Here is a 22,176-nt window from a genome sequence, read left to right as displayed (position 1 = left end):
CGCCTCGGCCGGGGAACGCCGTACGCGACGGCCGCCGCGCCATCCGCCCATCCGCCCATCCGCCCATCCGCCCATCCGCCGACGAAGATCTGCGTCGGCTGCTCGCTTCCAGCGGTGGCGCAGGTCACGGTCGTCCGCTGTGTACTTATTTGGAGCTCAGGAAGGCGGTGAGCCGGTCGGCTTCGTGGGTGATCTCGGTGTGTTCGGCACGGGTGAGAGGACGTAGCGGTGTGACGGCGACGTGCCCGGTGGTGGTGGTCCAGGTGGCGGCGACCCGGCCGTCGACGAGGACGAACCGTGCACCGGTGACGGACAGGCCGCGGTGTGCGTCGTCGATGATGCGGCTGCGGTCGTGGTAGCCGAGGACGGCGTTGTCGAAGGCGGGCAGGAAGCGGACCGGGGCGGGTGCGCCGGGGTCGGGTCTGGGGGCGTCGGCCAGGTCGAGCAGGCGCCGGCCGCGGTCGTCGCGCATGTCGACGAGTTCGTCGCGCAGGGCTGTCACGGCATCGGGCAGTCCGGCCAGTCCGCACCAGGCGCGAAGGTCGGCGCTGGAGGCGGGTCCGAAGGCGCGCAGATAGCGCCGGATCAGGTCGCTGTCGGGGCGGCCCGGCGGTGGCGCCGCACCGATCCAGGTGTTCAGTGGCAGGTAGCGGGCTCCGGCGGTGCTGCGCCAGGTGCCTCGCGGCGGGATCTGGACCGTCGGGATGAGCGCGGCGACGACGGCTTCGCCCAGCACGCGCGGGGCGGTCGCCGGCCAGTGCCGGGCCAGTTCGCGGCCGATCTCGCCGAGGGAGCGGGGTCGTCCGTCGGCCATCAGCGTCTCGGCTCGGCCGGTGAGCACGTCGAGGTCGACGTCGGCAAGGTCACGCCGGTAGGTGCCCAGGACCTTCTGCCGGAGCAGGGTGTGGTGTCGTGGCCGCCAGGCGCGGGCGTCGGTGGCGGTGACGAGGTGCACGGTGCGGCGCATCAGGTGCAGCCGGACGAGGTGACGCTGTTCGAGCAGCCGGGAAAGCTCCGCCGGGTCGAAGGCCCTCATGCGGGACCAGAGGCCGACGAACGGCTCCTGCGGTTCCTGGGCCTGCAGCCCGCCCAGGTGGGCGACCGTCTCCAGTGCCGGTGTCCGGGTGCGGTCGAGCAGGTGCTGCCGGGCGAGGGTGGCTCGGTTGAGTGCCCGCGTGTCGAGTCGCGCTGTCACGGTCGGTGTCCTCCTGGAGGGGGCCGGGTGTCAGGCTGCGGCGCGGTCGCCGGTGCCGCGACGGCGCAGCCCCGGCTGTGCGGGGGCGGCCGGCACGTGTGCGACGTCGATCGCGCCCGGGTCGAGGTCAGCCGCCGTGGTTCGCGGCGATGTCGAGCGTCCAGATGACGCCGAAGCGGTCCTTGAGCATGCCGTAGAGCGGCGCCCATCCGGACGGGCCGAGGTCCGCCATGATCGTGGCGCCGTCGGACAGGCCCTTCCAGTAGCGGATGATCTCCTCGGTGTCGTCGCCGCGGACCGAGACGAAGAACGGCCGGTCACCCGCGTCGTACGTCTGGTCCTCCCGGACGTCGTAGGCCATGACGTGGAAGCCCGCCTCGGTGCGGACCTCGCCCCACGCCAGCCGGTCGGTGTCGGCCGGATGCTCGACGTCCTGGGCCTGGCCGTAGGTGAACGCGACGACCTGCCCGCCGAAGACCGACCGGTAGAACTCCAGCGCCTCGCGGGCCTCGTCCTCGAAGTTCAGGTGCACGGTCGTCTCGATGCCCATGGTGTCCCCCTGCTCACGTGGTTCGTTCTGATAGGAGAAAGGGTCGCAGGGGTAGGTGCCAGGGAGTGTCACCTACGTGCGGCAGACTCACATTCGTGCCGAAGACCTCTGCTCGCCTGCTGGCCCTGCTGTCGCTGCTGCAGACCCGCCGGGACTGGTCCGGCGCCCACCTCGCCGCCCGGCTCGACGTCAGCCTGCGCACCGTGCGCCGCGACGTCGACCGGCTCCGCGAACTCGGCTACCCCATCACCGCGGTCAAGGGCCCCGAGGGCGGGTACCGGCTCGGCGCCGGCGCCGAACCGCCCCCGCTGCTGTTCGACGACGACCAGGCCATCGCCCTCACCGTCGCCCTGCAGATCGCCGCCGGCAACGCCGACGGCGGCCTCGCCGTACCCGCCGCCCAAGCCCTGAACACCATCCGGCAGGTCATGCCCGCCCGGTTGCGCAACCGCGTCAACGCCCTGCAGGTCACCGCGGTCGAACGACCCGCCGCACAGCCGGCCGCCCCCGTGGGCGGTGACGTGCTGCTCGCGCTCAGCACCGCCGCCCGGAACCGCGAAGTGCTCGGCTTCGGCTACGGCACCGACCCCTTCGACCGGCCTCCCCGCCGCGTCGAACCCCACCACGTCGTCACCTGGGACCGGCGCTGGTACCTCGTCGCCTACGACCTCGACAAGCAGGAGTGGCGTACCTACCGCGCCGACCGGATCACCCTGCGCACCCCCAACGGACCCCGCTTCCCCCCCAGGCAGCTGCCCGGCGGTGACGTCGCCGCCTTCGTCACCGGACGATTCCGCGGCTCCACCGACCCCGCGGGCGGCTGGCCCTGCACGGGCACCGTCATCCTCGACCAGGACGCCGCCACCCTGGCGCCTTACATCGGCGACGGCGTCCTCGAGGAAATCGGCCCGGGCCGCTGCCGGCTCACCCTCGGCTCCTGGTCCTGGACCGGCCTCGCCGCCGCCATCGCCCGCTTCGACACCGCCACCACGGTCATCAGCCCGCCCGAGCTCACCCGCGCCTTCGCACGCCTCGCCCGCCGCTGCGCCGGCGTCACCGGCCCCACCACCTGACGCGGCCACAGCTCCGACCTGGTCCTCCGCGCCTTCGGAACGGATGCCGTGCGGTTCATCGCGACGACGGCGCAAGCGGAGGTCCCGAGGCTCCTCCGCCCTTCCCGAGCGGTGCGTGGGGGCCCTGCGGGAACACCGGGCGCGGCAGCTTCGCCTCGTTGCTCTCCGGCCCCGGTGCGCCCCTGGAGGACATCGCGCGGCTCGTCGGCCACAGCGGGACGACCGTCACGGAGGCGGTCCACCGCGAACAGCTCCGCCCGGTGCCGCCCGGTGGCACCGAGGCGACGGACCAGATCTTCACATGAACGGAGCGGCAGTCACCCGGAATGCAGAAAGGGTGTCTCCCTTTCGGGTGACACCCTTGCCGACCAGCTAAAGCATGGTCGGGACGACAGGATTTGAACCTGCGACCCCTTGACCCCCAGTCAAGTGCGCTACCAAGCTGCGCTACGTCCCGGTTTGTCCGTTCGGCCCTTGCGGGCCGCCCCTCTCGGGCGGACGTCATAACCTTAGCGCAGATCGAGTGGACATGTGCACGCCGAGACGTTCGCCGGGCGACGTGATCGGCTGAAGGGCGGGGCGTGTGGGGCGCAGGGCGCTGATCGACCAGGAGGAGCTGCGGCGGCTGGCCGGGCAGGGGCTGTCGAACGCGGAGCTGGCCGCACGGTTCGGGGTGAGCGAGTCCGGCATCCTGCAGGCCAAGCGGGCGGCGGGACTGTCGAAGCCGATGCTCGACCACTCCCGGGCGATCCCGTGGAAGCTGGCCCGCGCGCACACGCAGTCCGGTCCCGCGACCAACCTGCGCAACCTGTCGTCGGTCGCCCAGGGCCGCGTGATCCCTCCGGAGAAGCTCAACACCGCCCTGCGCTGGGCGGACCGGTTGGTCGCCGCGGGGCTGGACATCGCCTACGACCCGGAGCTCGGGTTCCGGGAGGTCCCGGCCGCCTCCGCGGGATCAGGGGGGTCACTCGTCGGGACGGTCCTCGCCGAGGCCCGCAGCGCCCTCACGGACGGCTCCTGCGGGCCGTGATCCCCCGGTGACGTCGGCGGTTTCGAGGCGTGCGCTCAGGGCAGCGCACGAAGGCAACCGCTGGCACAACCGACCGGAGGCCCACATGCCCGCCGATACCCTCCTCTGGGTGGCCGCCGTCGTGGTCGCGGTGGTGGCGATCATCGCAGTCGGCTACGCCGTACTGCGGCAACGACGCCGGCACCGGCTCCGCGACCGGTTCGGCCCCGAGTACGACCGGACCGTGCGCGAGCGCGAGAACCGGCGCGAGGCCGAGCAGGAGCTCCTCGCTCGCGAACAGCGTTTCGACTCCCTGGACATCCGCCCGCTCACCTCCGAGGCGCGCCAGGCCTACGCCAAGAAGTGGACCGAGGTCCAGGAGCGCTTCGTGGACGCTCCCGGCTTCTCGGTGACCGAGGCCGACCATCTGGTGACCTCGGTGATGGCCGACCGGGGCTATCCGACCGACGACTTCGAGCAGCGGATCGCCGACCTGTCGGTGGCCCACGGCCGCACCCTCGACCACTACCGCAAGGCCCACGAGATCAGCGGACGCGCCGTCCGCCAGGCGGCCTCCACCGAGGAGCTCCGGCAGGCCATGGTGCACTACCGGGCCCTGTTCGAGGAGCTGCTGGAGGCTCCCGGATCCCGCGGCGCGAACAACGACTCCCCCCGGGACCGCTCCCCCCGGGACGGTTCCTCCCCGGACCGCTCCCCCGGCGACCCCGCCCCCCGGACCCCCCGGCCCGCGGAGGCGCGCTCCGGGCGGACCGGCGACGGCACGCAGGCCGACTGAGGATCACAGACCCCCGACCCCCCTGAGGACGGTGACCCCGATGAACGACCGACCCGACCGAGGCGCGGGCGATCGCGCCTCCGAACGCATCGCCGACCGCCTGGTCCACCCGCGCGGCACCGGCCGCGCGGACCGCCACGACGACGGGCTCAGCGACACCGGACCGCTCGTGCCCCCCCAGCGCGCCGACGCGGTGCCCCCCGGCCCCGACACGACCCACCACGACACCGCCGACACGACCCACCGCGGTGCCGCTCAGGCCGGCACGGCTCACGACAGCACCGCTCACGCCGGCACGGCCCACGACGACGCACCCGTCGGCCGGCCCGGTGACCTGCCGGACGACGAGCCGTCCGCCCCCGCCGGCCCGCCCCGCGGGAGCGCCCCCTTCCCCGGGCCCTCCGCGCCGCGGCCCGCCGGCCGCCTCTCGCTCCTCGACGCGGACCCCGAGGACGTACGGCGGCGCTGGCAGGAGGTCCAGGTGGGGTTCGTGGACGATCCGCGCACGGCGGTGGAGCGCGCCGACTCGCTCCTGGGCGAGATCACGACCGCGATCCGCACCGCACTGGAGACCCGGGCCTCCGATCTGCAGAGCCGCTGGAAGGACGCCGGCCAGGCCGACACCGAAGCGCTCCGTACGACCCTGCGCGACTACCGGTCGGTGTTGGAGCAACTGCTGGAACTGTCGGCCCCCTCCACCGGCGACGCGCCCGTCCCGTCGCCCGTTTCCCCCACGTCGTCCAGGAAGAGGTGACCCATGCTCGCGATCGCCGCCGCCATCGTGTTCGGTCTCGGCCTGCTGCTCGATCTGATCGGCGTCCGGCTCGGGGCCGGAATCACCGGCACGACGTTCATCCTGCTCGGACTCCTGCTCCTGGCCCTGCACCAGGCCGGGGTCGGCACCGCCGGCCTGCGCGGCGGAGGCTGGCGCCGCAGGAGGTGAGCGGTTCCCGCGGGAACGGGGACGACGACAGGCCGGGAGGCAGGACGGGGAAGGGGCGCCGCCCTGACGGGGCGGCGCCCCTTCCCCGTCCGGACGGACGGGTCTCACCGGCGGACTCCCCCGTCCGGACGGACGGGTCTCACCCGCGCTCGACCGGTGCCGGGGCGTCGGAGGACCGCCGAGCCTCCGCGTCGGACCGCTCAGCCTCCGCGTCGGACCGCTCAGCCGGGGCGTCGGGCCGCCGCTCCCCGACGTCGGACCGCTCAGCCGGGGCCGGGGAGCCCGGCCGCCCGTCCCGGGCCGGGCTCCCCGCCCGCTCCGGGATGCGGGACTCCGGACGGGCCGCGAACTCGAACTCCTGGCGGGGATCGGTCAGCGCGCCGAGCGAGGTGATCTCCCGGCGGAAGAACAGGGCGAGCGTCCAGTCGATCAGCACCCGTACCTTCCGGTTGAGGGTCGGCACCCGCGACAGGTGGTAGGTCCGGTGCATGAACCAGGCGGGGAAGCCGCGCAGCTTGCGGCCGTAGATCTGGGCCACGCCGCGGTGCAGGCCCAGGCTGGCGACCGAGCCCGCGTAGGCGTGCCGGTAGGCCTTGCGCTCCGTACCCCGCAGGGCGGCCACCACGTTGTCCGCCAGCGTGCGGGCCTGCCGTACGGCGTGCTGGGCGTTGGGCGCGCACGTCTGCCCGGGCCGGGTCAGGTCCGGTACGGCGGCGCAGTCGCCGGCGGTGAAGACGGCGGGATGCCCCTCGACCGTCAGCTCGGCGGTGGCCTTCACCCTGCCCCGGTCGTCCAGGGGCAGGCCGCTGGCCCGCACGAGCGGGTGGGGTTTGACCCCGGCGGTCCACACGAGCGTGGCGGAGGCGAACGCCCCGCCGTCGTCGAGGACGACGTGGCCGCCCTCGGCCGATTCGACGCGGGTGTTCAGGCGGACGTCGATGCCGCGGGCGCGGAGCTGCTCCAGCGTCCACCGGCCCATGTCGGGGCCGACCTCGGGGAGGATGCGGTCGGTGGCCTCGACCAGGAGCCAGCGCATGTCGCCGGGGTCGATGGACGGGAAGTAGCGGCAGGCGTCCCGGGCCATGTCCTCCAGTTCGGCCAGCGCCTCGACGCCGGCGTAGCCGCCGCCGACGAACACGAAGGTCAGCGCCCGCGAGCGGACCGCCTCGTCCTCGGTGGAGGCCGCCAGGTCGAGCTGGGCCAGGACGTGGTTGCGCAGGTGGATGGCCTCCTCGACCGTCTTGAAGCCGATGCCGCACTCGGCCACGCCCGGGATGGGCAGCAGGCGCGAGACGGAGCCGGGCGCGAAGACGAGGAGGTCGTAGGGGAGGGTGCGCGGCGGCCCCTGGTGGGGGTGGACCTCCAGGGTCCGGGCCGCCAGGTCGACGCCGACCGCCCAGCCGTTGACGATCTCGCACCGGTGCAGGACCCGGCGGAGGGGGACGACGACGTGCCGGGGCTCGATGTTGCCGGCCGCCGCCTCCGGGAGGAAGGGCTGGTAGGTCATGTAGGAGTCGGCGTCGACGACGGTGACGCGGGCCTCGCCGCGGCGGAGCCTGCGCTGCAGACGCAGGGCGGTGTACATGCCGACGTAGCCGCCACCGACGATCAGGATGCGGGGAATGTGACTCATTCCCGGCCCCTACCCGCGAATCCGGCCTCAGATCGTGAAGGACATCGTGACGGCCGTTCCTCCCGGTCCGGTCCGGAAGTCGATGGCGGAGCTGACCATCCGGGCCACCCACAGCCCCATGCCGCTGGTGGCGTAGGGACCGGGAGGGACGGTCCCGGGAGTCGTCTCGGGGACCCACCGGCCCTCGTCGCGGACCTCCACGACGAGGGTCCCGTCCTCGGCCCACATCCGCAGCAGCGCCTTGGCGCTGGCGTGCCCGTGGGTGACGGCGTTGGTGGCGACCTCGTTCACCGCGACCAGGAAGTCGGGCAGGCGTTCCTGCGCCATCCCGCTGCGCAGGGCGTGCACGGTGGCGAACTCGCGCACCTCCGGCAGGTCCGGCAGGCAGAAGGCCAGTTCGGCCTGGGCCATCCGCGCGGAGCCGCCCCCGGCGGGAGGTGCCCCGTCCGGGGAGGTCGTCTCACCGGAGGACGGCGCGCCCTCGAAGGAAGGCCGAAGCCGGCCGTCGGCCGCCTGAAAGCGGGCCGGACGAGCACCGTCCTCGTTCACTCGTGAACCGCCTCCCCCGCCCCGTGGCACCTGCACCCTGAGCGCCCGGGGCTCATCGGAACGCACTCTACGACACCTAGGCTCCCGCCGACTGAAGCTGCCCCGCAACCAGGGTCGTATTCAGGCCTCGGCGAGAAGTTCTGCGCGCAACTGGTCCAGCACCTTACGCAGAATCCGGGAGACGTGCATCTGGGAGATGCCGAACTCCGCCGCGATCTCCGCCTGGGTCAGGTTCCCGAAGAAGCGCAGGAGCAGGATGTTCTTCTCCCGCGGCGGCAGCTTGTCGATCAAAGGCTTGACCGCCTCCCGGTCCACCAGCACCGACAGCGCGTCGTCCTCGTCGGGGATGACGTCGCCCAGGGCGGCCGCGTCGTCGTCGGCGCCGAGCGGCGCGTCGAGGGAGAGCGCGCTGTAGGCGGCGGAGGCGTCGAGGGTGAGCAGCACGTCCTCTTCGCTGATCTTCATCTTCTCGGCGAGCTCGGCGACGGTCGGGGCGCGGCCGAACTCCTGGCTCAGGTCGGCGACCAGGCGGTTCAGCTCCGCCCGCCGCTCCTGGTAGACGCGGGGCACGCGGATGGCCCAGGTGCGGTCGCGGAAGTGCCGCTTGACCTCGCCGGTCATGGTGACGACGGCGTATCCCCGGAAGGGGTGGCCGAGGGTCGGGTCGAAGCCGTTGATCGCCTTCATCAGGCCGACGTAGGCGGCCTGGAGGAGGTCCTCCAGGGGCTCGCCCCGGTAGCGGTAGCGGCGGGCGATCTCCATCGCCAGCGGGCGGTGCATCTCGACGATGCGCTCACGCAGCCGCTCGGCGCGGTATTCAGAGATTTCAGGCGAGACCATCTCCGCCAGGAGGTCCTCGGCGGTCATGTCGTTGAGTTCGAGTGCCTGAACAGACATTGCTGCTCCCTGATATGACTGTCGGGCGGCGCCGAAGCCAGCGGAGCAGTATCCGGGCAGACGGCATCGCCTCGACCACGTTTCGAGGCGAGGCCCTCTGCTGGACCTCGCCTCGAGTATTCCCCAGATTCCGGGAGTATTACTCCCCGCCAGGTAACAGTAAGGTTGCTATGCGAATCGCGAGGAGGATCTGGGTGACGGTGTCGAACAACGGTGGTGGATCAGCCCTGGCCCTGGCGTCGGCGACCGTGGACGGAGTGAACGTGATCCGGGTGACGGGCCTGCTCGACGCCACCACCAGGGACCAGTTCGCCGACTACCTCGCCGCGGAGGCCGCCGAGCACGGCACCGACATGGTCCTGGACCTCGGCGGCGTCACCTTCATGGACTCGCGGGCGCTCGGTCTCATCGTGCACCAGTGGCAGGTCAGCACCCAGGCCGGCGGGCGGTTCGCCCTCATCGGGGTGGAGTACGCCAAGACCAAGGTGATGTGGATCACCGGCCTGGCCCAGCGGCTGCCGCTCTACGACACGCTCGACGACGCGCTGGCGGCGTTCGGCCGGTCCTGACCGCCGGCGCACCCGCTCCGGCCGCCGGCCCGGCGGTCGGCCCGCCCGCCGAGGTCGCGGGCGCCGGGCCCCGGCCAGGGGCGCCCGCCCCGGACGGACGGCCCTACAGCACCTGGTCCGGCCGGACCGGCCGGCCGCCCCGGTTGCGCTGGTGCTCGTCGACCAGGAGCCTGGCCAGATCGGCGACCTTCACCTGGTGGTGCTGGGAGACCCGGCGCAGCTCGTCGAAGGCCTCCTCGGCCGAGCAGCCGCTGGACTTCATGATGATGCCCTTGGCCTGGTCGATGACGGCGCGTCCGGCCAGCGCCTCCTGCATCTGCGCCGCGTCGGTCCGGACCTCGTCGTAGTCCCACATGTTGGCCAGGGCCACGGTCACCTGCTCGGCCAGCATCTCGGCCAGCGGGGTCACGTTGCGGGTGGCGAAGACACCGGGGCGCACGCCGTACAGGCCGAGGACCAGGATCGCGCGCTCGACGGTGATCGGCATCGCCAGGACCGAGCGGACCCCGCTGCGGACCGCCATCGCCGTGTAGTCGGGCCAGCGGGTCTCACGCAGGACGTCCTGCACGATCACGTGGCGGCCGGTGGAGCGCGCCTGCGCGCAGGGTCCCCGGCCCAGCCCGCTCTCGCTGTCGACGAGCACGACGAGCTCGCTGTGCGAGGCGGAGACCACCAGCCGCTCCTCCCGCCACAGCTCGGCGGACCCGCCCGCACAGCCGGGCACGCCACCGGCGAGGGTGGCGGTGAGCCCGCGCAGCACGCTCTCGCTGGAGGTCTCCTCGCTCACCCTGCCGAGGGCCGCGAGATCCCGGGCGAGAACGGGAGTCATCATGTCCATGGGATGAGGCCCCTTCCGGAATTTCGATACCTTAACCACTACCTGACCGTGCATCGATGAGACCCGCGGGGTGGCGTACCGTCTACGGCAGGACACCCCGCACCGGCCCTGGACGAGGACGAGCATTGACCGAACCCGTTGGCCTTCCCGCCCTGGAGCAGGCGCTCGACGCGTTGACCGCCAGAGTCCTGTCCCTGCGTGAGGCCAGGTCCAGCTACCCCGCGGACCCCCGTTCCACACTCGATGCCGCGCTCGCCGAGCTGGACACCGCCCGTGAGCTGCTGGACGCCGCCCTGCGCGAACTGCGCAGGACCCCGCGGCGGTCCGGCGAGCGGGAGAACGGCGCGCAGCGGGAGCTCAAGCTGCTGCGCCAGGTGTTCAAGACGTTCCCGGTGCCGGTGGCGGTGCTCGACGGCTCGGGGGTCGTCCGGCGGATCAGCGCGGAGACCTCCCGGATGCTGGGCAGCCCGGCCGGCTACCTGATCGGCCGGTCGTTCCCGCTGTTCGTCGACGTCTCCCGGCGGGCGGCGTTCCGCTCGCACCTGACCGCGGTGCAGCAGAGCGGCCAGACGGCGACGTTCCAGACCCGGCTGGCGCACCAGGGCCGCGCGCACACCGTGCAGCTCGCCCTGGTGCGGCTGACGATGCCGGGCGAGCCGCACGCGATGACCGCGGTGGTGATCCTGCCGCTGGAGGCGCAGGTCGCCGAGGCGCCGCCGGGGACGGCGGACCGGTCGGACGCCGCCCTCATCCTGGCCTCCGCGCGCCGCCAGGAGCTGCTGTCCCGGATGACCCGCCTGCTGCTGGACGAGGAGAGCCTGCGCCAGCCGGTGACCGTCACCCGGGCCTCGCGGCTGCTGGCCGCCGAGGCCGCCGACTGGGTGATCGCCGACGTGGTCCGCGACGGCACCCCCCGCCGGGCGTGCGTGTTCGGTCCCTCCGACCGGCCGGTGACCGACCTGGTCCGCCTGGTCGAGGGGCTCAACCCCCTGCGGGCGCCGCTCATCGCGCACGTGCTGACCGGCGGTTCCGGCGTGGTGCACGAGATGGTGGAGGACGAGGGCCTCCTGGGGGCCGCCGGCGACGGGCCGCCGCTGCTGCGGGTGATGGGCGCCGCCTCGGTGCTGTGCGTGCCGATCGGCGGCGAGGACGGCCCGGCGGGCTCCCTCACCCTGGTACGGCTGCGCGACCGCGAGCCGTTCTCCCTGGCCGACCTGGGCGTGCTGCAGGAGATCGGCGTGCACCTCGGCCTCGCGGTGCGGGCCCGGCGCAGCTTCCAGAACCGGTCGCAGGCCGCCGACGCGCTGCGCACCAGCGTCGTGCCGCGCAGCCTCCCCGACATCCCCGGGTTCGAGGCCGCGGCGATCTACCACGCGGGCTCCAGCCCGGTGGGCGCCGAGTTCTACGACGTCTTCCCCTCCGCGGACGGCTGGGGCTTCGCGCTCGGCGGGGCCGCGGGCAAGGGCGAGGAGGCCGCCTCGGTCAGCGCCCTGGTCCGCAACGGGCTGCGCGTGCTGAGCGTCTGGGAGTCCGACCCCGGACAGGCCCTGCGCAGGCTCAACCAGGCGCTGGCCGCGCAGCACAGCGGCATGTTCGTGATGGCGCTGGCCGGGTTCGTCAAGGGACGGCGGATCAGGCTGGCCAGCGCGGGGCACCATCCCGCCGCGCTGCTGCGGCCCGACGGCACGGTGCGCTTCACCGCCGGGGGCGGCGTGCCGCTGGGCATCTCCCCCGACGCCGAGACGTTCGACGAGGAGCTCACGCTGGCCGCCGGCCAGATGCTGGTCTTCTACTCCGACGGCCTGGTGGCCTCGCGCAACGACGAGGGCGAGGCCTACGGCGAGATGCGGCTGGCCGACGTGCTGGCCCGGTGCGTCTCGCAGTCTCCGGCCACCGTGGTCAAGACCGTCGAGGAGGACCGGCACGCGTTCTCCGGCGGGCGGGTCTGGGACGAGATCGTGGTCCTCGCGCTGCGGGTGGTGTAGGGCCCGCACGGCGCCGGGAATACGGAGGTTTGCCATCAACCGTGATCCGGGTATGGTTTCTCTCATACAGATGAGTGCCTAAGACGCAGGCACCCCTGAAGGAATCCCTGGCTTTCCATGCCTGTCTCCTCCCAGAGGTGTGCCGTGAATATTGCATTTGTCTTCTCCGACGCCCTGTCCGACGGCCAGGACCGGTCCGACCTCTCCGCCCAGCGCACCCAGATGCTCGCCATCGCCCGGGAGCTCGGCAAGGAGCACAAGGTCACCGTCTACACGCGCAGGGCCTCCGACTCGGGCAAGGCCCGCGTGCGCGTGGCCCACGGCGTCACCATGGAGCACCTGGCCGTCGGGCCCGCCGAGGACCTGTCCGAGGACGACGTGCTGCGCCACCTGTCCGGCTTCGGCACCGAGCTGACCCGCCGCTGGAGCCAGGACCGCCCGGACGTGGTCCACGCCTGCTCCTGGACCGCCGGGCTGGCCGCCATCGCGGGCGCCGACGGCCTGGCGGTCCCGGTCGTGCAGGGGTTCATCTGCGAGAGCGCCGACCCCAGGAAGGCGCGGCTGCAGCGGGCGATCACCCGCCGCGCCGGCGCGGTGGTCGCCGGGTGCGGGGGCGAGGAGTCGGAGCTGATCCGGCTGGGCGTGCCGCGCCGCGACATCGCCGTGGTGCCCTGCGGCATCGACGTCGAGCGGTTCCGCCGCCAGGGGCCGGCCGCGCCGCGCGGCACCCGGTCCCGGCTGCTGCACGTGGGGCCGCTCTCCGAGGGCAAGGGCGTGCTGACCGCGGTCCGGGCCCTGGAGGGCGTCCCGGACGCGGAGCTGCTCGTCGCCGGCGGCCCGGCCGCCGCGGACCTGGAGCACGACGCCGACGCGCACCGGGTCATGATGCTGGCCAAGGAGCTCGGCGTGGAGGACCGGGTCACCCTGCTCGGGCAGGTCGCGCACGCCTCCGTGCCCAAGCTGATGCGCAGCGCCGACGTGGTCGTCTCGCTGCCCCGCGAGACCGCTGCGGGCGTGGTCGCGCTGGAGGCCATGGCCTGCGGCGTGCCGGTCGTCGCCTCCGCGGTGGGCGCGCACACCGACTCCGTCGTGGACGGCGTGACCGGCCTGCTGGTCGCCCCGGACCGCCCCGCGCAGACCGCCCGCCTCGTCCGCGAACTGCTCGCCGACCCCACCCGGCGGACGGCTCTGGGCTTCGCCGGCGCCGACCGCGTCCGCTCCCGCTACTCGTGGGAGCGGATCAGCCAGGAACTCGTCCGGGTCTACGAGGACGTCGTCCCCTCCGAGGCGCGCGCCCTGGAGCCGTCGGCCGCCTGACGGCTCCGCCCGGCCTTCCGGCCCGGCCCCGGGGCGCGGCCCGCTCCGGGTGCCGGGCTTTTTGATGCACCCGACTGGATAGGTATACGTTTGGCCGCATGATGATCCATCCGTGGGACGCCGCGGCTCCCGGTGAGGCGCTGGAGTTCGTCAGGGCGAACGAGTTCGGCCACCTCATCGCCTCCGGCCGCGACCGCGACGTCCCGGTCGTGGTGCCGACCCAGTTCCTGCTCGCCGACGACCGCACGGTCCTGCTCCACCTGGCCCGGCCCAACCCGGTCTGGGCGGCGATCGCGGAGAACCCGGCCGTGCTGCTGTCGGTGGCCGGCGACTGGGCCTACGTGCCCGGCGGCTGGAAGGTCCCACCCGGCGGGGGCGACCCCCGCCTCGGGGTGCCCACCACCTACTACGCCGCCGTCCAGCTCGTCTGCCACGCCGAGGTCGTCACCGATCCGGAGGGCAAGCTCGACATCCTGCGGGCCCAGCTCGCCCGGCTGGAGCCGGAGGGCGCGCTGGCCGACCCGTCCGAGCACGCGCGCCGGCTGCCCGGCATCCTGGGGCTGCGCCTGACCGTGCGGAAGGTCGAGGGCAAGTTCAAGTACGGGGGCAACGCCGACGAGGCGCACCGGCGCCACATCGCCGAGCGGCTCGCCGAGCGCGGCGGCCCCGGCGACGCGCCGGCCCGCGCACACCTGCTGCGCCGCCTCGGCGGCTGATGGAAGCCACCGGGTCAGCCGATCGGGCGGACCCGGCGCCCGGCCGCCGCTGGTGAGCGAGCACCTTCGCCGGCGTCGCGGCCGGCCCCGGCCGCCCGTCCTGCCCGGCCCGGTCTCCGGTCTCCGCCCGCCCCGCGGGAGCTACAGCAGCCGTGCGGCCTTGAGCGAGAGGTGGACCAGCAGGCGGCTCTCCCCGTCCCCCAGGTCGCGCCCGGTGAGCCGCTCGGCCTTGCCCAGCCGGTAGTAGAGCGTCTGGCGGTGCACGCCGAGCGCCGCCGCGGCCTCCTGGACGTGCCCGGCGCGGTCGAGGTAGCCCTCCACCGTCCGGGACAGCTCGGGGTCGGCCGCCAGCGCGGCGGTCTCCCCCGCCAGCTCGCGCAGGTCGGCCGGGGCCAGCCGGAGCAGCGTCCGGTAGACCCCCAGACCGGACCAGGCCGCGACCGGTCCCAGGCCGGGCAGCCGGAGGGCCGCCCGGAGCGCGCCGACCGCCTCCCGCCAGCTCAGCCAGGCCTCCCCCGCCTCGTCGCGCGCGTCGCCGATCCCGGCCGCCGTGCCGTACATGGCCTGGACGCGCCCGGCGACCTCCCGCGCGTGGGCCGCCGGGGTGAGCAGCGCGACCAGCGGCCCGCCGGCGGCGGGGACGCCGGGCTCGGCGAGCACGTCGCGCGGGAGCGTCCAGAGCGCGGCGACCCGGTCGGCCGGGCCGTGCACGGCGATCGCCGCCACCGGGCCGCGCAGGTCCAGCGTGTCCGGCAGCGGCAGGGCCCGGGCGCGCTCCTCGGCGTCGGCGGAGAACAGCTCCCGCAGCCGCGCGCCCACATCCCGGCGGCGGCGAGCCTCCTGGGCGAGCGTCGCCGCCGCCCGCCCGACCAGGCCCGCCACCGAGGCCAGCCGCCCGTCGGTGAGCGTGCCGTCGTCCAGCAGCCACAGATAGCCGTAGGTCACCCCGTCGTGCCGGAGCGGGACGCAGACCCGGGCCAGCACGCCCAGCGCGGCGTCGGCGGGGATGCGGACCCGGCCGGGCGCCGTCGCGATGCCGTACCCCTCGAAGTAGGCCCGGACCTCGTCGGAGGCGCGGCGGCGCAGGATGGACTCCTGGCGCACGGTGTCGATGTCGCCGCTCTGCGCGGCGTACGCCAGCAGCTTCAGCGAGCGGTCCTCCAGGGTGGCGGCGGCCCCGAGGCGGGCGGCGATCTCGTCGACGGTCTCCTGGAGCATGCCGCCATTGTCGTACATCTGTACAAACCCTGCGCCCACGGTCGTGGCAGATGCACATTCGGCTGGGCTGACCTGGAGTTTTAAGCTGGAAGGCATGCTCGGTTCACTTCTTCTCGCCGGGTCGCGGGTGCCGCTCGTACGGCGTGCCGTCTCCGGCGTCCCGCTGACCCGCACGGTCGTCGACCGCTTCGTCGCGGGCGAGACCCCTCAGGACGCGGTGGAGGCCGTCCGGCGCCTGACCGGCGCGGGCCTCACCGTCAGCATCGACCATCTGGGCGAGGAGACCCGGGACGCCGGAGCCGCCGCGGACACGGCGCGGGCCTACACCACCCTGCTCGGCGCGCTGCGCGAGCTGGACCTCGGCGACCGCGCCGAGGTGTCGGTGAAGCTCTCCGCCGTCGGCCAGGCGCTCGGCGCCGACGGCGACGCGATCGCCCTGGAGAACGCCCGCCGGATCTGCGAGGCGGCACGGGCCGCGGGGGCGGACGTCACCCTCGACATGGAGGACCACACCACGGTCGACTCCACGCTCGGCGTCCTGCGCGCGCTGCGCGGCGACTTCCCCCGCACCGGCGTGGCGCTCCAGGCCTACCTGTTCCGCAGCGAGGCCGACTGCCGCGACCTGGCGCACGAGGGCTCCCGGGTGCGCCTGGTCAAGGGCGCCTACGCCGAACCCGCCTCGGTCGCGCACCGCGACCGGGCCGAGGTGGACAAGGCCTACGTCCGGTGCCTGCGCATCCTCATGGCGGGCGGCGGGTATCCCATGGTGGCCACGCACGACGACCGGCTGATCTCGATCACCGAGCTCCTCGCCGACCGCTTCGGCCGCTCCCGGGGCGACTACGAGTACCAGATGCTCTACGGCATCCGCACCGACAAGCAGCAGTCCCTCACCGGCGCCGGGCACACCGTCCGCGTCTACGTCCCCTACGGCGACGACTGGTACGGCTACTTCATGCGCCGCCTCGCCGAGCGCCCGGCCAACGTCGCCTTCTTTCTCCGCGCCCTGGGAGGCAAGTAGCCATGGATGCCATCTCCGACGTCCCCGTCCCCGCCAACGAGCCGGTGTACGGCTACGCGCCCGGCAGCCCCGAGCGGGAGGCGCTCACCGCCCGCGTCAAGGAGCTGGCCGGGGCCGGGCTCGACCTGACCATGACGATCGGCGGCGAGCAGCGGATGGCCGGCGGCGCCCCCACCGACGTGGTGCAGCCGCACGACCACGCCTCCGTGCTCGGCCGTACCGCCGACGCCACCGCCGGTGACGTGCGGGCGGCGATCGACGCCGCGCTGGCGGCGGCCCCGGCCTGGCGGGCGCTGCCCTTCGACGAGCGGGCCGCGATCTTCCTGCGCGCCGCCGAGCTGCTCGCGGGCCCGTGGCGGCAGACGCTGAACGGCGCCACGATCCTCGGCCAGTCCAAGTCCGCCCAGCAGGCGGAGATCGACGCGGCCTGCGAGCTGATCGACTTCCTCCGGTTCAACGTCGCCTACGCCCGGCGGCTCTACTCCGACCAGCCCTTCTCCTCCCCGGGGGTGTGGAACCGGATGGAGTACCGCCCGCTGGAGGGCTTCGTCCTGGCGATCACCCCGTTCAACTTCACCGCCATCGCCGGCAACCTGCCCGCCTCGGCCGCGCTGATGGGCAACGTCGTGGTCTGGAAGCCCGCCACCACCCAGCAGTTCGCCGCGCACTTCACGATGCGGCTGCTGGAGGAGGCCGGCCTCCCGCCGGGCGTGATCAACATGGTGACCGGCCACGGCCCGGCCGTCTCGGAGGTCGCGCTGCCCCACCCGGAGCTGGCGGGCATCCACTTCACCGGCTCCACCGCGACCTTCCAGCACCTGTGGTCGGCGGTCGGCGCGAACATCGCCTCCTACCGGAGCTACCCGCGCCTGGTCGGCGAGACCGGCGGCAAGGACTTCGTGCTGGCCCACCCCTCGGCCGACCCGGCCGTGCTCACCACCGCGCTGATCCGCGGCGCCTTCGAGTACCAGGGCCAGAAGTGCTCGGCCGCCTCCCGCGCCTACGTGCCGCGCTCGGTCTGGACGGCGATCCGCGACGAGCTCGTCGGCACCGCCGAGTCGCTGACGGTCGGCGACGTGGCCGCCGACCTGTCGACGTTCATGGGCGCGGTCATCGACGCCCGGGCGTTCGCCAAGCACCGGGCCGCGATCGACCGGGCCCGCGCGTTGGACTCGATCGACGTGCTCACCGGCTCCTACGACGACTCGACCGGCTACTTCGTCAAGCCGACGATCCTGGTCTCCTCCGACCCCACCGACGAGATCTTCACCAAGGAGTACTTCGGGCCGATCCTCGGCGTGCACGTCTACGACGACGCCGACTTCGACACGGTGCTGGACCAGATGGAGGGCGCCTCGCCGTACGCACTGACCGGCTCGGTCATCGCCCGGGACCGCTACGCGATCACCGCCGCCTCCGAGCGGCTGCGCTTCGCGGCGGGCAACTTCTACGTCAACGACAAGCCCACCGGCGCCGTCGTCGGCCAGCAGCCCTTCGGCGGCGCCCGCTCCTCCGGCACCAACGACAAGGCCGGGTCGATCTTCAACCTGATCCGCTGGGTGAACGCCCGGACGATCAAGGAGACCTTCGTCGCCCCGACCGATCACCGCTACCCGCACATGGGCTGACCGCCCTCCGACGGCGAAACCCCTTGGCGATGCGGCCGCCGTCTGGAACCCTGCCGGAATGCCGACGCCGCCGACGGACGGGCGCTGCCCCACCTGGCCGGCTGGGCCCGGCGGGCGGCATGGGCGCTGCGCCGCCGGTGGCCGGACGCGGACGTGGATCTGACCGCGTACCCGACCTACACCCCGCGGGGATGAGCAGCCTCCGGCTGATGATCCGCGCCCGCCGTCTCATCCGGCCCGCCGTGACGGCCGGTCCGCGGCCCGGCGGGCCGGCGCCGCCGCCGCGGGGACGTCGCGCCCGCCGGCGCCGCCCGCGGCCGGGGGGATGTCCTCCCCGGGCAGATAGCCTCTCGCCGCGAGGTTGGCGGCCCGGGCCCGCTCCCGGCTGGCGGTGACGACCTCGTGCTGCCGCACCACCCACTCCTCCTGCTCGGGCGGGTCCTGACGGGACAGGGCCGCGCCCACCCGGCCTCCCTCGTCGAACCGGTCGAGCCGGGCGCGGTCCGCGGCCTCCTCCATCGTGATCAGCATCCGGGCCCAGGACGCCAGCGCCCGCGCCCAGAGGCTCCGGGCCAGGGCCACCTCGTCGGGAGAGGCCCTGTGGCGGACCCGTTCGTACTGCCCGGAGAGCACCTCGACCTGGCGGCGCGCCGCCTCGAGGGTGGCGGGCGGCGGAAAGCGCCCGGCACCGGCGTCCGGGCGCTCACTCCCGTCGCCGGGACCGCTCCGCACCCCGTCCAGGATCTCCTCCCGGGAGGTCAGTGTGCGCACCCATTCCATCAGGGCCCAGGCCCAGGCCTGCCTCGCCCGGAACAGCTCGCCGATGGACACGCCCCCGGAGTCGATCGCCTGCCGGGCGTCGCCGTACCGGCTCATGGCCCAGCGGAGCTCGCGCCCGGCCTCCCGGAACTCCAGCCGGGCCTCTTCACGCCGGTCGGAGGAATGGCCTGCCCGCGGATCGTCCACGCCGGGAGGGTACGGCAGGCCTTCCGCCCGCGTCCCCCGAACCGGGGAATCCCCGCTGGATACCGGACCCGCACCGGGCCCGTGCCGGGGCGGTGCCCGGCTAGCGGGTGGCGGCCGGCGCGGACAGGGCCGACCAGGAGGAGGCCGTGCAGCCGGCCAGCAGCGTCACGCCGGACAGCACCCCGCTGACGAGGGGCACCCACTCCAGGGCCGGGGTGAAGGTCATGGCGAGCCCGGCGGCGCCGAGCACGGTGAGGACGAGGCCGGGCAGCATGATGGTGCGGTTCTTCCAGACCGGCCCGAGGGCGACGAAGTGCAGGCCGACGACGAGGGCGATCCAGGCGACGTTGGTCTCCACCGGGCGGTCCAGGGCGCGCAGCACCGCGATGCCGCCGAACAGCATGACGACCTCGGCCACGGCGATGACCGCGAAGCCGAGGCCGAACATCTTCCCGCCGGCCCGGCCTCCGGCGACGACCGGTTCGACGCCGGTCGTCCTGGCCCGCCTCACGGCGGTGAACCACAGGAGGAGGACGCCGCCCAGGGTGGCGGAGGCGGCGACCCGGAGGACGAGGGCGATCGTCGGATCGAGGGGCGGGTGCGAGTTCACGAACACGAAGACCGCGCCGAAAACCGCGCCGATCAACAATCCGGTCAGACGTTGCATGACGCGCACCCTACCGAAGATCGATCAAGGAAGGGAGGCGGGCGAGGTCACCCGCCGCCTCCGCCCGGTCCGTTCGCCCCGCCGTTCCCGCCCGGCCCCCGGCCCTGCCCCGGCCCGTGCCCGCGGCCCGGTCCGGGCTCGCCGTTCCCGGGCGGGCCCTCGCCGTTCCCGGGTCCCTCGCCGTTCCCGGGTCCGTCGCCGTCGGCGGAGGCGGGCCGCCTGGGGGGACAGCCGGCACCGCAGCCGCCGAAGCGGGCGGAGTCGACCGGGTGGAAGGGGGTGGCCCTGACGCCCTTCAGCGCGGCCATCATGGTGTCCTTCCAGATCGGGCCGGAGATGGAGGCCCCGAAGACCGCGCCGTAGTAGTGTCCGCCGATGGTCACGCCGCGGAGCTTGTGCGCCGTCGACCCCCGGGGGTCCCCGAGGCTCACCGCGCCGGCCAGGTCGGGGGTGAACCCGGCGAACCAGGCGGTGGCGTGGTCGTCGGTGGTGCCGGTCTTGCCCGCGGCGGGCCGGCCGATGCCGCCCACGCTCTGCATCGTGCCCTCGGTGAACACCCCCGACAGGACGTCGGCGGCGGCGTCGGCGATCGCCGGGTCCAGCGCCTGGCGGCACTGGGGCCGGTGATCGGTCGCCCTGCCGTCCCGGTCGGTGATCCGGGTGATCGCCATCGGCCGGCAGTACCTGCCGCGCGCGGCGATCGCGGCGTACGCGCCGGCGACGGTGACCGGGTCGGTCTCGTTGACGCCCAGGGTGAAGGTCTGCACCTCCTGGAGCGGCCGGCCGTCGGCGCGCTTGATCCCCAGCGACCTGGCCGTCTGCACCGTGTCGCACAGGCCCACGCGCTCCTCCAGCACCAGGAAGAAGGTGTTGACCGAGCTCCAGGTGCCCGTCCGCAGCGTCTTGAAGCCCGGCGAACCCTCGTCGTTGGTGATGGTGTGCGTCGGGTCGCCGACGTTGCCGCCCTTGCAGTCCTTGAAGGTCGCGTAGGCGGGCGCGCGGTAGCCCGCGCCGGCGGTGAGGCCGTCGTCGAGCTTCATGCCCTCCTTCAGCGCCGCGATCAGCGTGAAGGTCTTGAACGTCGAGCCCGGCTGGAAGCCGATGCCGCCGCCGTGCGCGGCGTCGGCCACCACGTTGTAGGAGATCTCGTTCCTGCGCCGGGAGGTGCCGTACTCGCGGCTGGCCGCCATCGCCCGGATCATCCCCGTGCCCGGCTGGACCAGGGCCTGGGCGGCGACCGGCTCGTCGGAGGCGTGCACCCGCGCCCTGATCGCCTTCTCCGCCGCGGCCTGCATCCGGGGCTCCAGCGTGGTCCTGATCGTCAGACCGCCGCGGTTGAGGAACCGGGCCCGGGCGCTCTTCGTCCTCCCGAAGGCCGGGTTGCTCAGGATCTCGTGGCGCACGTACATGCAGAAGTAGGGGTACGGGCTGGCCTCGCACCCGCCGGGCAGCGGCGTGCCCCGGTAGCCCAGCTTCCTGGCCTTGGCCTTCGCGGCCTCCTGCGGGGTGATCCTGCCGAGCTCCGCCATCCGGTCGAGCACGACGTTGCGCCGCTCCAGCAGCCGCGCGCGGTTCTTCCTGCCGCCCTCGGGGTCGGTGGCGTTGGGCAGCTGCACGGCCGCCGCGAGGGTCGCCGCCTGCGCCAGGTCGAGCTCGGCCGCCGTGGTCCCGAAGAACCGCTTGGCCGCCGCCTCCACGCCGTTGGCCCCCGCGCCGAAGTAGGCGATGTTCAGGTACTTCTCCAGGATCTGGTCCTTGGAGTACTTCCGCTCGACGGCCAGCGCGTGGCGCAGCTCGTTGAGCTTGCGCGCGTAGCTGGCCTCCAGCGCCTTGTTCTTCTCCTCGTCGGTGACGGCCGTGTTGAGCAGCACCTGCTTGACGTACTGCTGGGTGATGCTGGAGCCGCCCTGGCTCACCCCGCCCGAGACGAGGTTCTTCGCCAGGGCCCGGACGGTCCCCTCGACGTCGATCGGACCGTGCTCGTAGAAGCGGTCGTCCTCGATCGCGATGATCGCCGTCCGCATCACCGGGGCCACCTCGGCGAGCGGGACGATCTCGCGGTACTCCTCGTAGAACTGCGCGATCTGGTTGCCCCGGGCGTCCAGGACGGTCGTCTTCTCCGCCAGCGGCGGCTCCGGGAGGTCCACCGGCCGGAGGTTCAGCTCGTTCGACGCGGTGACCACCAGCGCCCCCGCACCGCCCACGGCGGGCAGCGCCAGGATCGCGGCCAGCACCCCCGCGCCCACCGCCGCCTGGACCAGGCGCACGACACCGGATCCCGTCGCGGTCCGCCCCGTCGCCGGCGTCCCGGTCCGCTCCTCCGGGAGGGCCTCTCCCGGCTCTCCGAAGATGCCGTTCATCCGGCGGCACCCGCGCCGGTGCCCCCGTCGGCCGTCCTCCGGCTCCCGGGACACCGCCGCGTCCCTCCGGACGGCGGCGCGGCCGTGAACCGGCTCGCGACGGCCATGTGCATCGTTCCTCCTGCGTCTGGGACGTCATGGGCGGACCCGCGGGACGGGCGTTCGCGGTGAGTCCACGCGATGCCCGCCGACCTGGGGGACGGGGCCGTCCTCCGACGTGTGACGGCCCCCGCCCCGGCGGCTCCC

22 protein-coding genes and 1 tRNA gene are annotated in these 22,176 nt (G+C 73.8%); 12 read left to right on the top strand and 11 right to left on the bottom strand.

Features of this window, described 5'->3' with window-relative positions; genetic code table 11:
* Positions 1-145: 145 nt before the first annotated feature.
* Together HS045_RS25745 and HS045_RS25740 are read right to left on the bottom strand one after the other, a co-directional pair.
* Positions 146-1,195 (bottom strand): winged helix DNA-binding domain-containing protein, encoded by a 1,050-nt coding sequence (locus tag HS045_RS25745; protein WP_196454052.1) that lies wholly within the window; start codon positions 1,193-1,195, stop codon positions 146-148.
* A gap of 127 nt (positions 1,196-1,322) precedes the next feature.
* Positions 1,323-1,745, bottom strand: a complete 423-nt coding sequence (locus HS045_RS25740; RefSeq protein WP_196454051.1) for a VOC family protein — start codon at positions 1,743-1,745, stop codon at positions 1,323-1,325.
* A gap of 95 nt (positions 1,746-1,840) precedes the next feature.
* On the opposite strand from HS045_RS25740, the gene HS045_RS25735 reads away from it, so the two are divergent.
* Together HS045_RS25735 and HS045_RS25730 are read left to right on the top strand one after the other, a co-directional pair.
* Entirely contained in the window at positions 1,841-2,818 is a 978-nt protein-coding gene (locus HS045_RS25735) for a YafY family protein (RefSeq protein WP_196454050.1), read from the top strand.
* 158 nt (positions 2,819-2,976) lie between these two features.
* Positions 2,977-3,123: a hypothetical protein gene (locus HS045_RS25730; RefSeq protein ID WP_196454049.1), complete on the top strand. Its 147-nt coding sequence runs from the start codon at positions 2,977-2,979 to the stop codon at positions 3,121-3,123.
* 75 nt (positions 3,124-3,198) lie between these two features.
* Here HS045_RS25730 and HS045_RS25725 read toward each other — a convergent pair.
* A tRNA-Pro gene (locus HS045_RS25725) sits at positions 3,199-3,275 on the bottom strand.
* A 126-nt stretch (positions 3,276-3,401) separates the two neighbouring features.
* Between HS045_RS25725 and HS045_RS25720 the strand changes: the two genes are divergently transcribed.
* The 4 genes from HS045_RS25720 (at position 3,402) to HS045_RS25705 (ending at position 5,566) form a co-directional block, all read left to right on the top strand.
* Complete coding sequence (locus tag HS045_RS25720; protein WP_196454048.1) at positions 3,402-3,848, top strand: hypothetical protein; 447 nt, start codon at positions 3,402-3,404, stop codon at positions 3,846-3,848.
* Positions 3,849-3,933: 85 nt separating this feature from the next.
* Positions 3,934-4,623: a hypothetical protein gene (locus tag HS045_RS25715; protein WP_230884820.1), complete on the top strand. Its 690-nt coding sequence runs from the start codon at positions 3,934-3,936 to the stop codon at positions 4,621-4,623.
* A gap of 40 nt (positions 4,624-4,663) precedes the next feature.
* Entirely contained in the window at positions 4,664-5,377 is a 714-nt protein-coding gene (locus tag HS045_RS25710) for a hypothetical protein (protein WP_196454047.1), read from the top strand.
* A 3-nt stretch (positions 5,378-5,380) separates the two neighbouring features.
* Positions 5,381-5,566 carry a hypothetical protein gene (locus tag HS045_RS25705; RefSeq protein WP_196454046.1) on the top strand — a complete coding sequence of 62 codons (186 nt, stop codon included), beginning with the start codon at positions 5,381-5,383 and terminating at the stop codon, positions 5,564-5,566.
* A 139-nt stretch (positions 5,567-5,705) separates the two neighbouring features.
* Here HS045_RS25705 and HS045_RS25700 read toward each other — a convergent pair whose 3' ends face one another.
* The 3 genes from HS045_RS25700 to HS045_RS25690 all read right to left on the bottom strand — a co-directional run bounded on the left by HS045_RS25700 (position 5,706) and on the right by HS045_RS25690 (position 8,645).
* The gene (locus HS045_RS25700; protein WP_196454045.1) at positions 5,706-7,199 is read right to left on the bottom strand and encodes an NAD(P)/FAD-dependent oxidoreductase; all 1,494 of its coding nucleotides are present in this window, start codon (positions 7,197-7,199) and stop codon (positions 5,706-5,708) included.
* A 27-nt stretch (positions 7,200-7,226) separates the two neighbouring features.
* On the bottom strand, positions 7,227-7,610 hold the full coding sequence (locus tag HS045_RS25695) for an ATP-binding protein (protein ID WP_230884819.1): 384 nt from the start codon (positions 7,608-7,610) through the stop codon (positions 7,227-7,229).
* Between the two features lie 258 nt (positions 7,611-7,868).
* Complete coding sequence (locus tag HS045_RS25690) at positions 7,869-8,645, bottom strand: SigB/SigF/SigG family RNA polymerase sigma factor (RefSeq protein ID WP_196454043.1); 777 nt, start codon at positions 8,643-8,645, stop codon at positions 7,869-7,871.
* Positions 8,646-8,839: 194 nt separating this feature from the next.
* On the opposite strand from HS045_RS25690, the gene HS045_RS25685 reads away from it, so the two are divergent.
* Entirely contained in the window at positions 8,840-9,214 is a 375-nt protein-coding gene (locus tag HS045_RS25685; RefSeq protein ID WP_307827718.1) for an STAS domain-containing protein, read from the top strand.
* A gap of 103 nt (positions 9,215-9,317) precedes the next feature.
* On the opposite strand, the gene HS045_RS25680 is transcribed toward HS045_RS25685, so the two are convergent.
* Positions 9,318-10,046, bottom strand: a complete 729-nt coding sequence (locus HS045_RS25680; RefSeq protein WP_230884818.1) for an ANTAR domain-containing response regulator — start codon at positions 10,044-10,046, stop codon at positions 9,318-9,320.
* 131 nt (positions 10,047-10,177) lie between these two features.
* On the opposite strand from HS045_RS25680, the gene HS045_RS25675 reads away from it, so the two are divergent.
* The 3 genes from HS045_RS25675 to HS045_RS25665 all read left to right on the top strand — a co-directional run bounded on the left by HS045_RS25675 (position 10,178) and on the right by HS045_RS25665 (position 14,070).
* On the top strand, positions 10,178-12,037 hold the full coding sequence (locus HS045_RS25675; RefSeq protein ID WP_196454040.1) for a SpoIIE family protein phosphatase: 1,860 nt from the start codon (positions 10,178-10,180) through the stop codon (positions 12,035-12,037).
* A 144-nt stretch (positions 12,038-12,181) separates the two neighbouring features.
* Positions 12,182-13,354: a glycosyltransferase gene (locus tag HS045_RS25670; RefSeq protein ID WP_307827717.1), complete on the top strand. Its 1,173-nt coding sequence runs from the start codon at positions 12,182-12,184 to the stop codon at positions 13,352-13,354.
* A 98-nt stretch (positions 13,355-13,452) separates the two neighbouring features.
* Positions 13,453-14,070, top strand: a complete 618-nt coding sequence (locus HS045_RS25665; RefSeq protein ID WP_196454038.1) for an FMN-binding negative transcriptional regulator — start codon at positions 13,453-13,455, stop codon at positions 14,068-14,070.
* 141 nt (positions 14,071-14,211) lie between these two features.
* Here HS045_RS25665 and HS045_RS25660 read toward each other — a convergent pair whose 3' ends face one another.
* Positions 14,212-15,288, bottom strand: coding sequence for a CdaR family transcriptional regulator (locus HS045_RS25660; protein WP_230884817.1), 1,077 nt, complete (start codon positions 15,286-15,288; stop codon positions 14,212-14,214).
* Positions 15,289-15,382: 94 nt separating this feature from the next.
* On the opposite strand from HS045_RS25660, the gene HS045_RS25655 reads away from it, so the two are divergent.
* Complete coding sequence (locus tag HS045_RS25655; RefSeq protein WP_196454036.1) at positions 15,383-16,309, top strand: proline dehydrogenase family protein; 927 nt, start codon at positions 15,383-15,385, stop codon at positions 16,307-16,309.
* 2 nt (positions 16,310-16,311) lie between these two features.
* On the top strand, positions 16,312-17,937 hold the full coding sequence (pruA, locus tag HS045_RS25650; RefSeq protein ID WP_196454035.1) for an L-glutamate gamma-semialdehyde dehydrogenase: 1,626 nt from the start codon (positions 16,312-16,314) through the stop codon (positions 17,935-17,937).
* Between the two features lie 228 nt (positions 17,938-18,165).
* On the opposite strand, the gene HS045_RS25645 is transcribed toward pruA, so the two are convergent.
* The 3 genes from HS045_RS25645 to HS045_RS25635 all read right to left on the bottom strand — a co-directional run bounded on the left by HS045_RS25645 (position 18,166) and on the right by HS045_RS25635 (position 21,930).
* Positions 18,166-18,903, bottom strand: a complete 738-nt coding sequence (locus tag HS045_RS25645; RefSeq protein WP_196454034.1) for a hypothetical protein — start codon at positions 18,901-18,903, stop codon at positions 18,166-18,168.
* Positions 18,904-19,003: 100 nt separating this feature from the next.
* Entirely contained in the window at positions 19,004-19,570 is a 567-nt protein-coding gene (locus HS045_RS25640; RefSeq protein ID WP_196454033.1) for a hypothetical protein, read from the bottom strand.
* Positions 19,571-19,617: 47 nt separating this feature from the next.
* A complete protein-coding gene (locus HS045_RS25635) occupies positions 19,618-21,930 on the bottom strand; it encodes a transglycosylase domain-containing protein (RefSeq protein ID WP_196454032.1) in 2,313 nt (770 codons plus the stop codon).
* Between the last annotated feature and the right edge of the window lie 246 nt (positions 21,931-22,176).

It is taken from the genome of Planomonospora sp. ID82291, from assembly GCF_015711645.1.
Lineage (GTDB): Bacteria > Actinomycetota > Actinomycetes > Streptosporangiales > Streptosporangiaceae > Planomonospora.
Note: the sequence above shows the minus strand (reverse complement) of the source record. Positions and strands in the feature narration are given on the sequence as shown.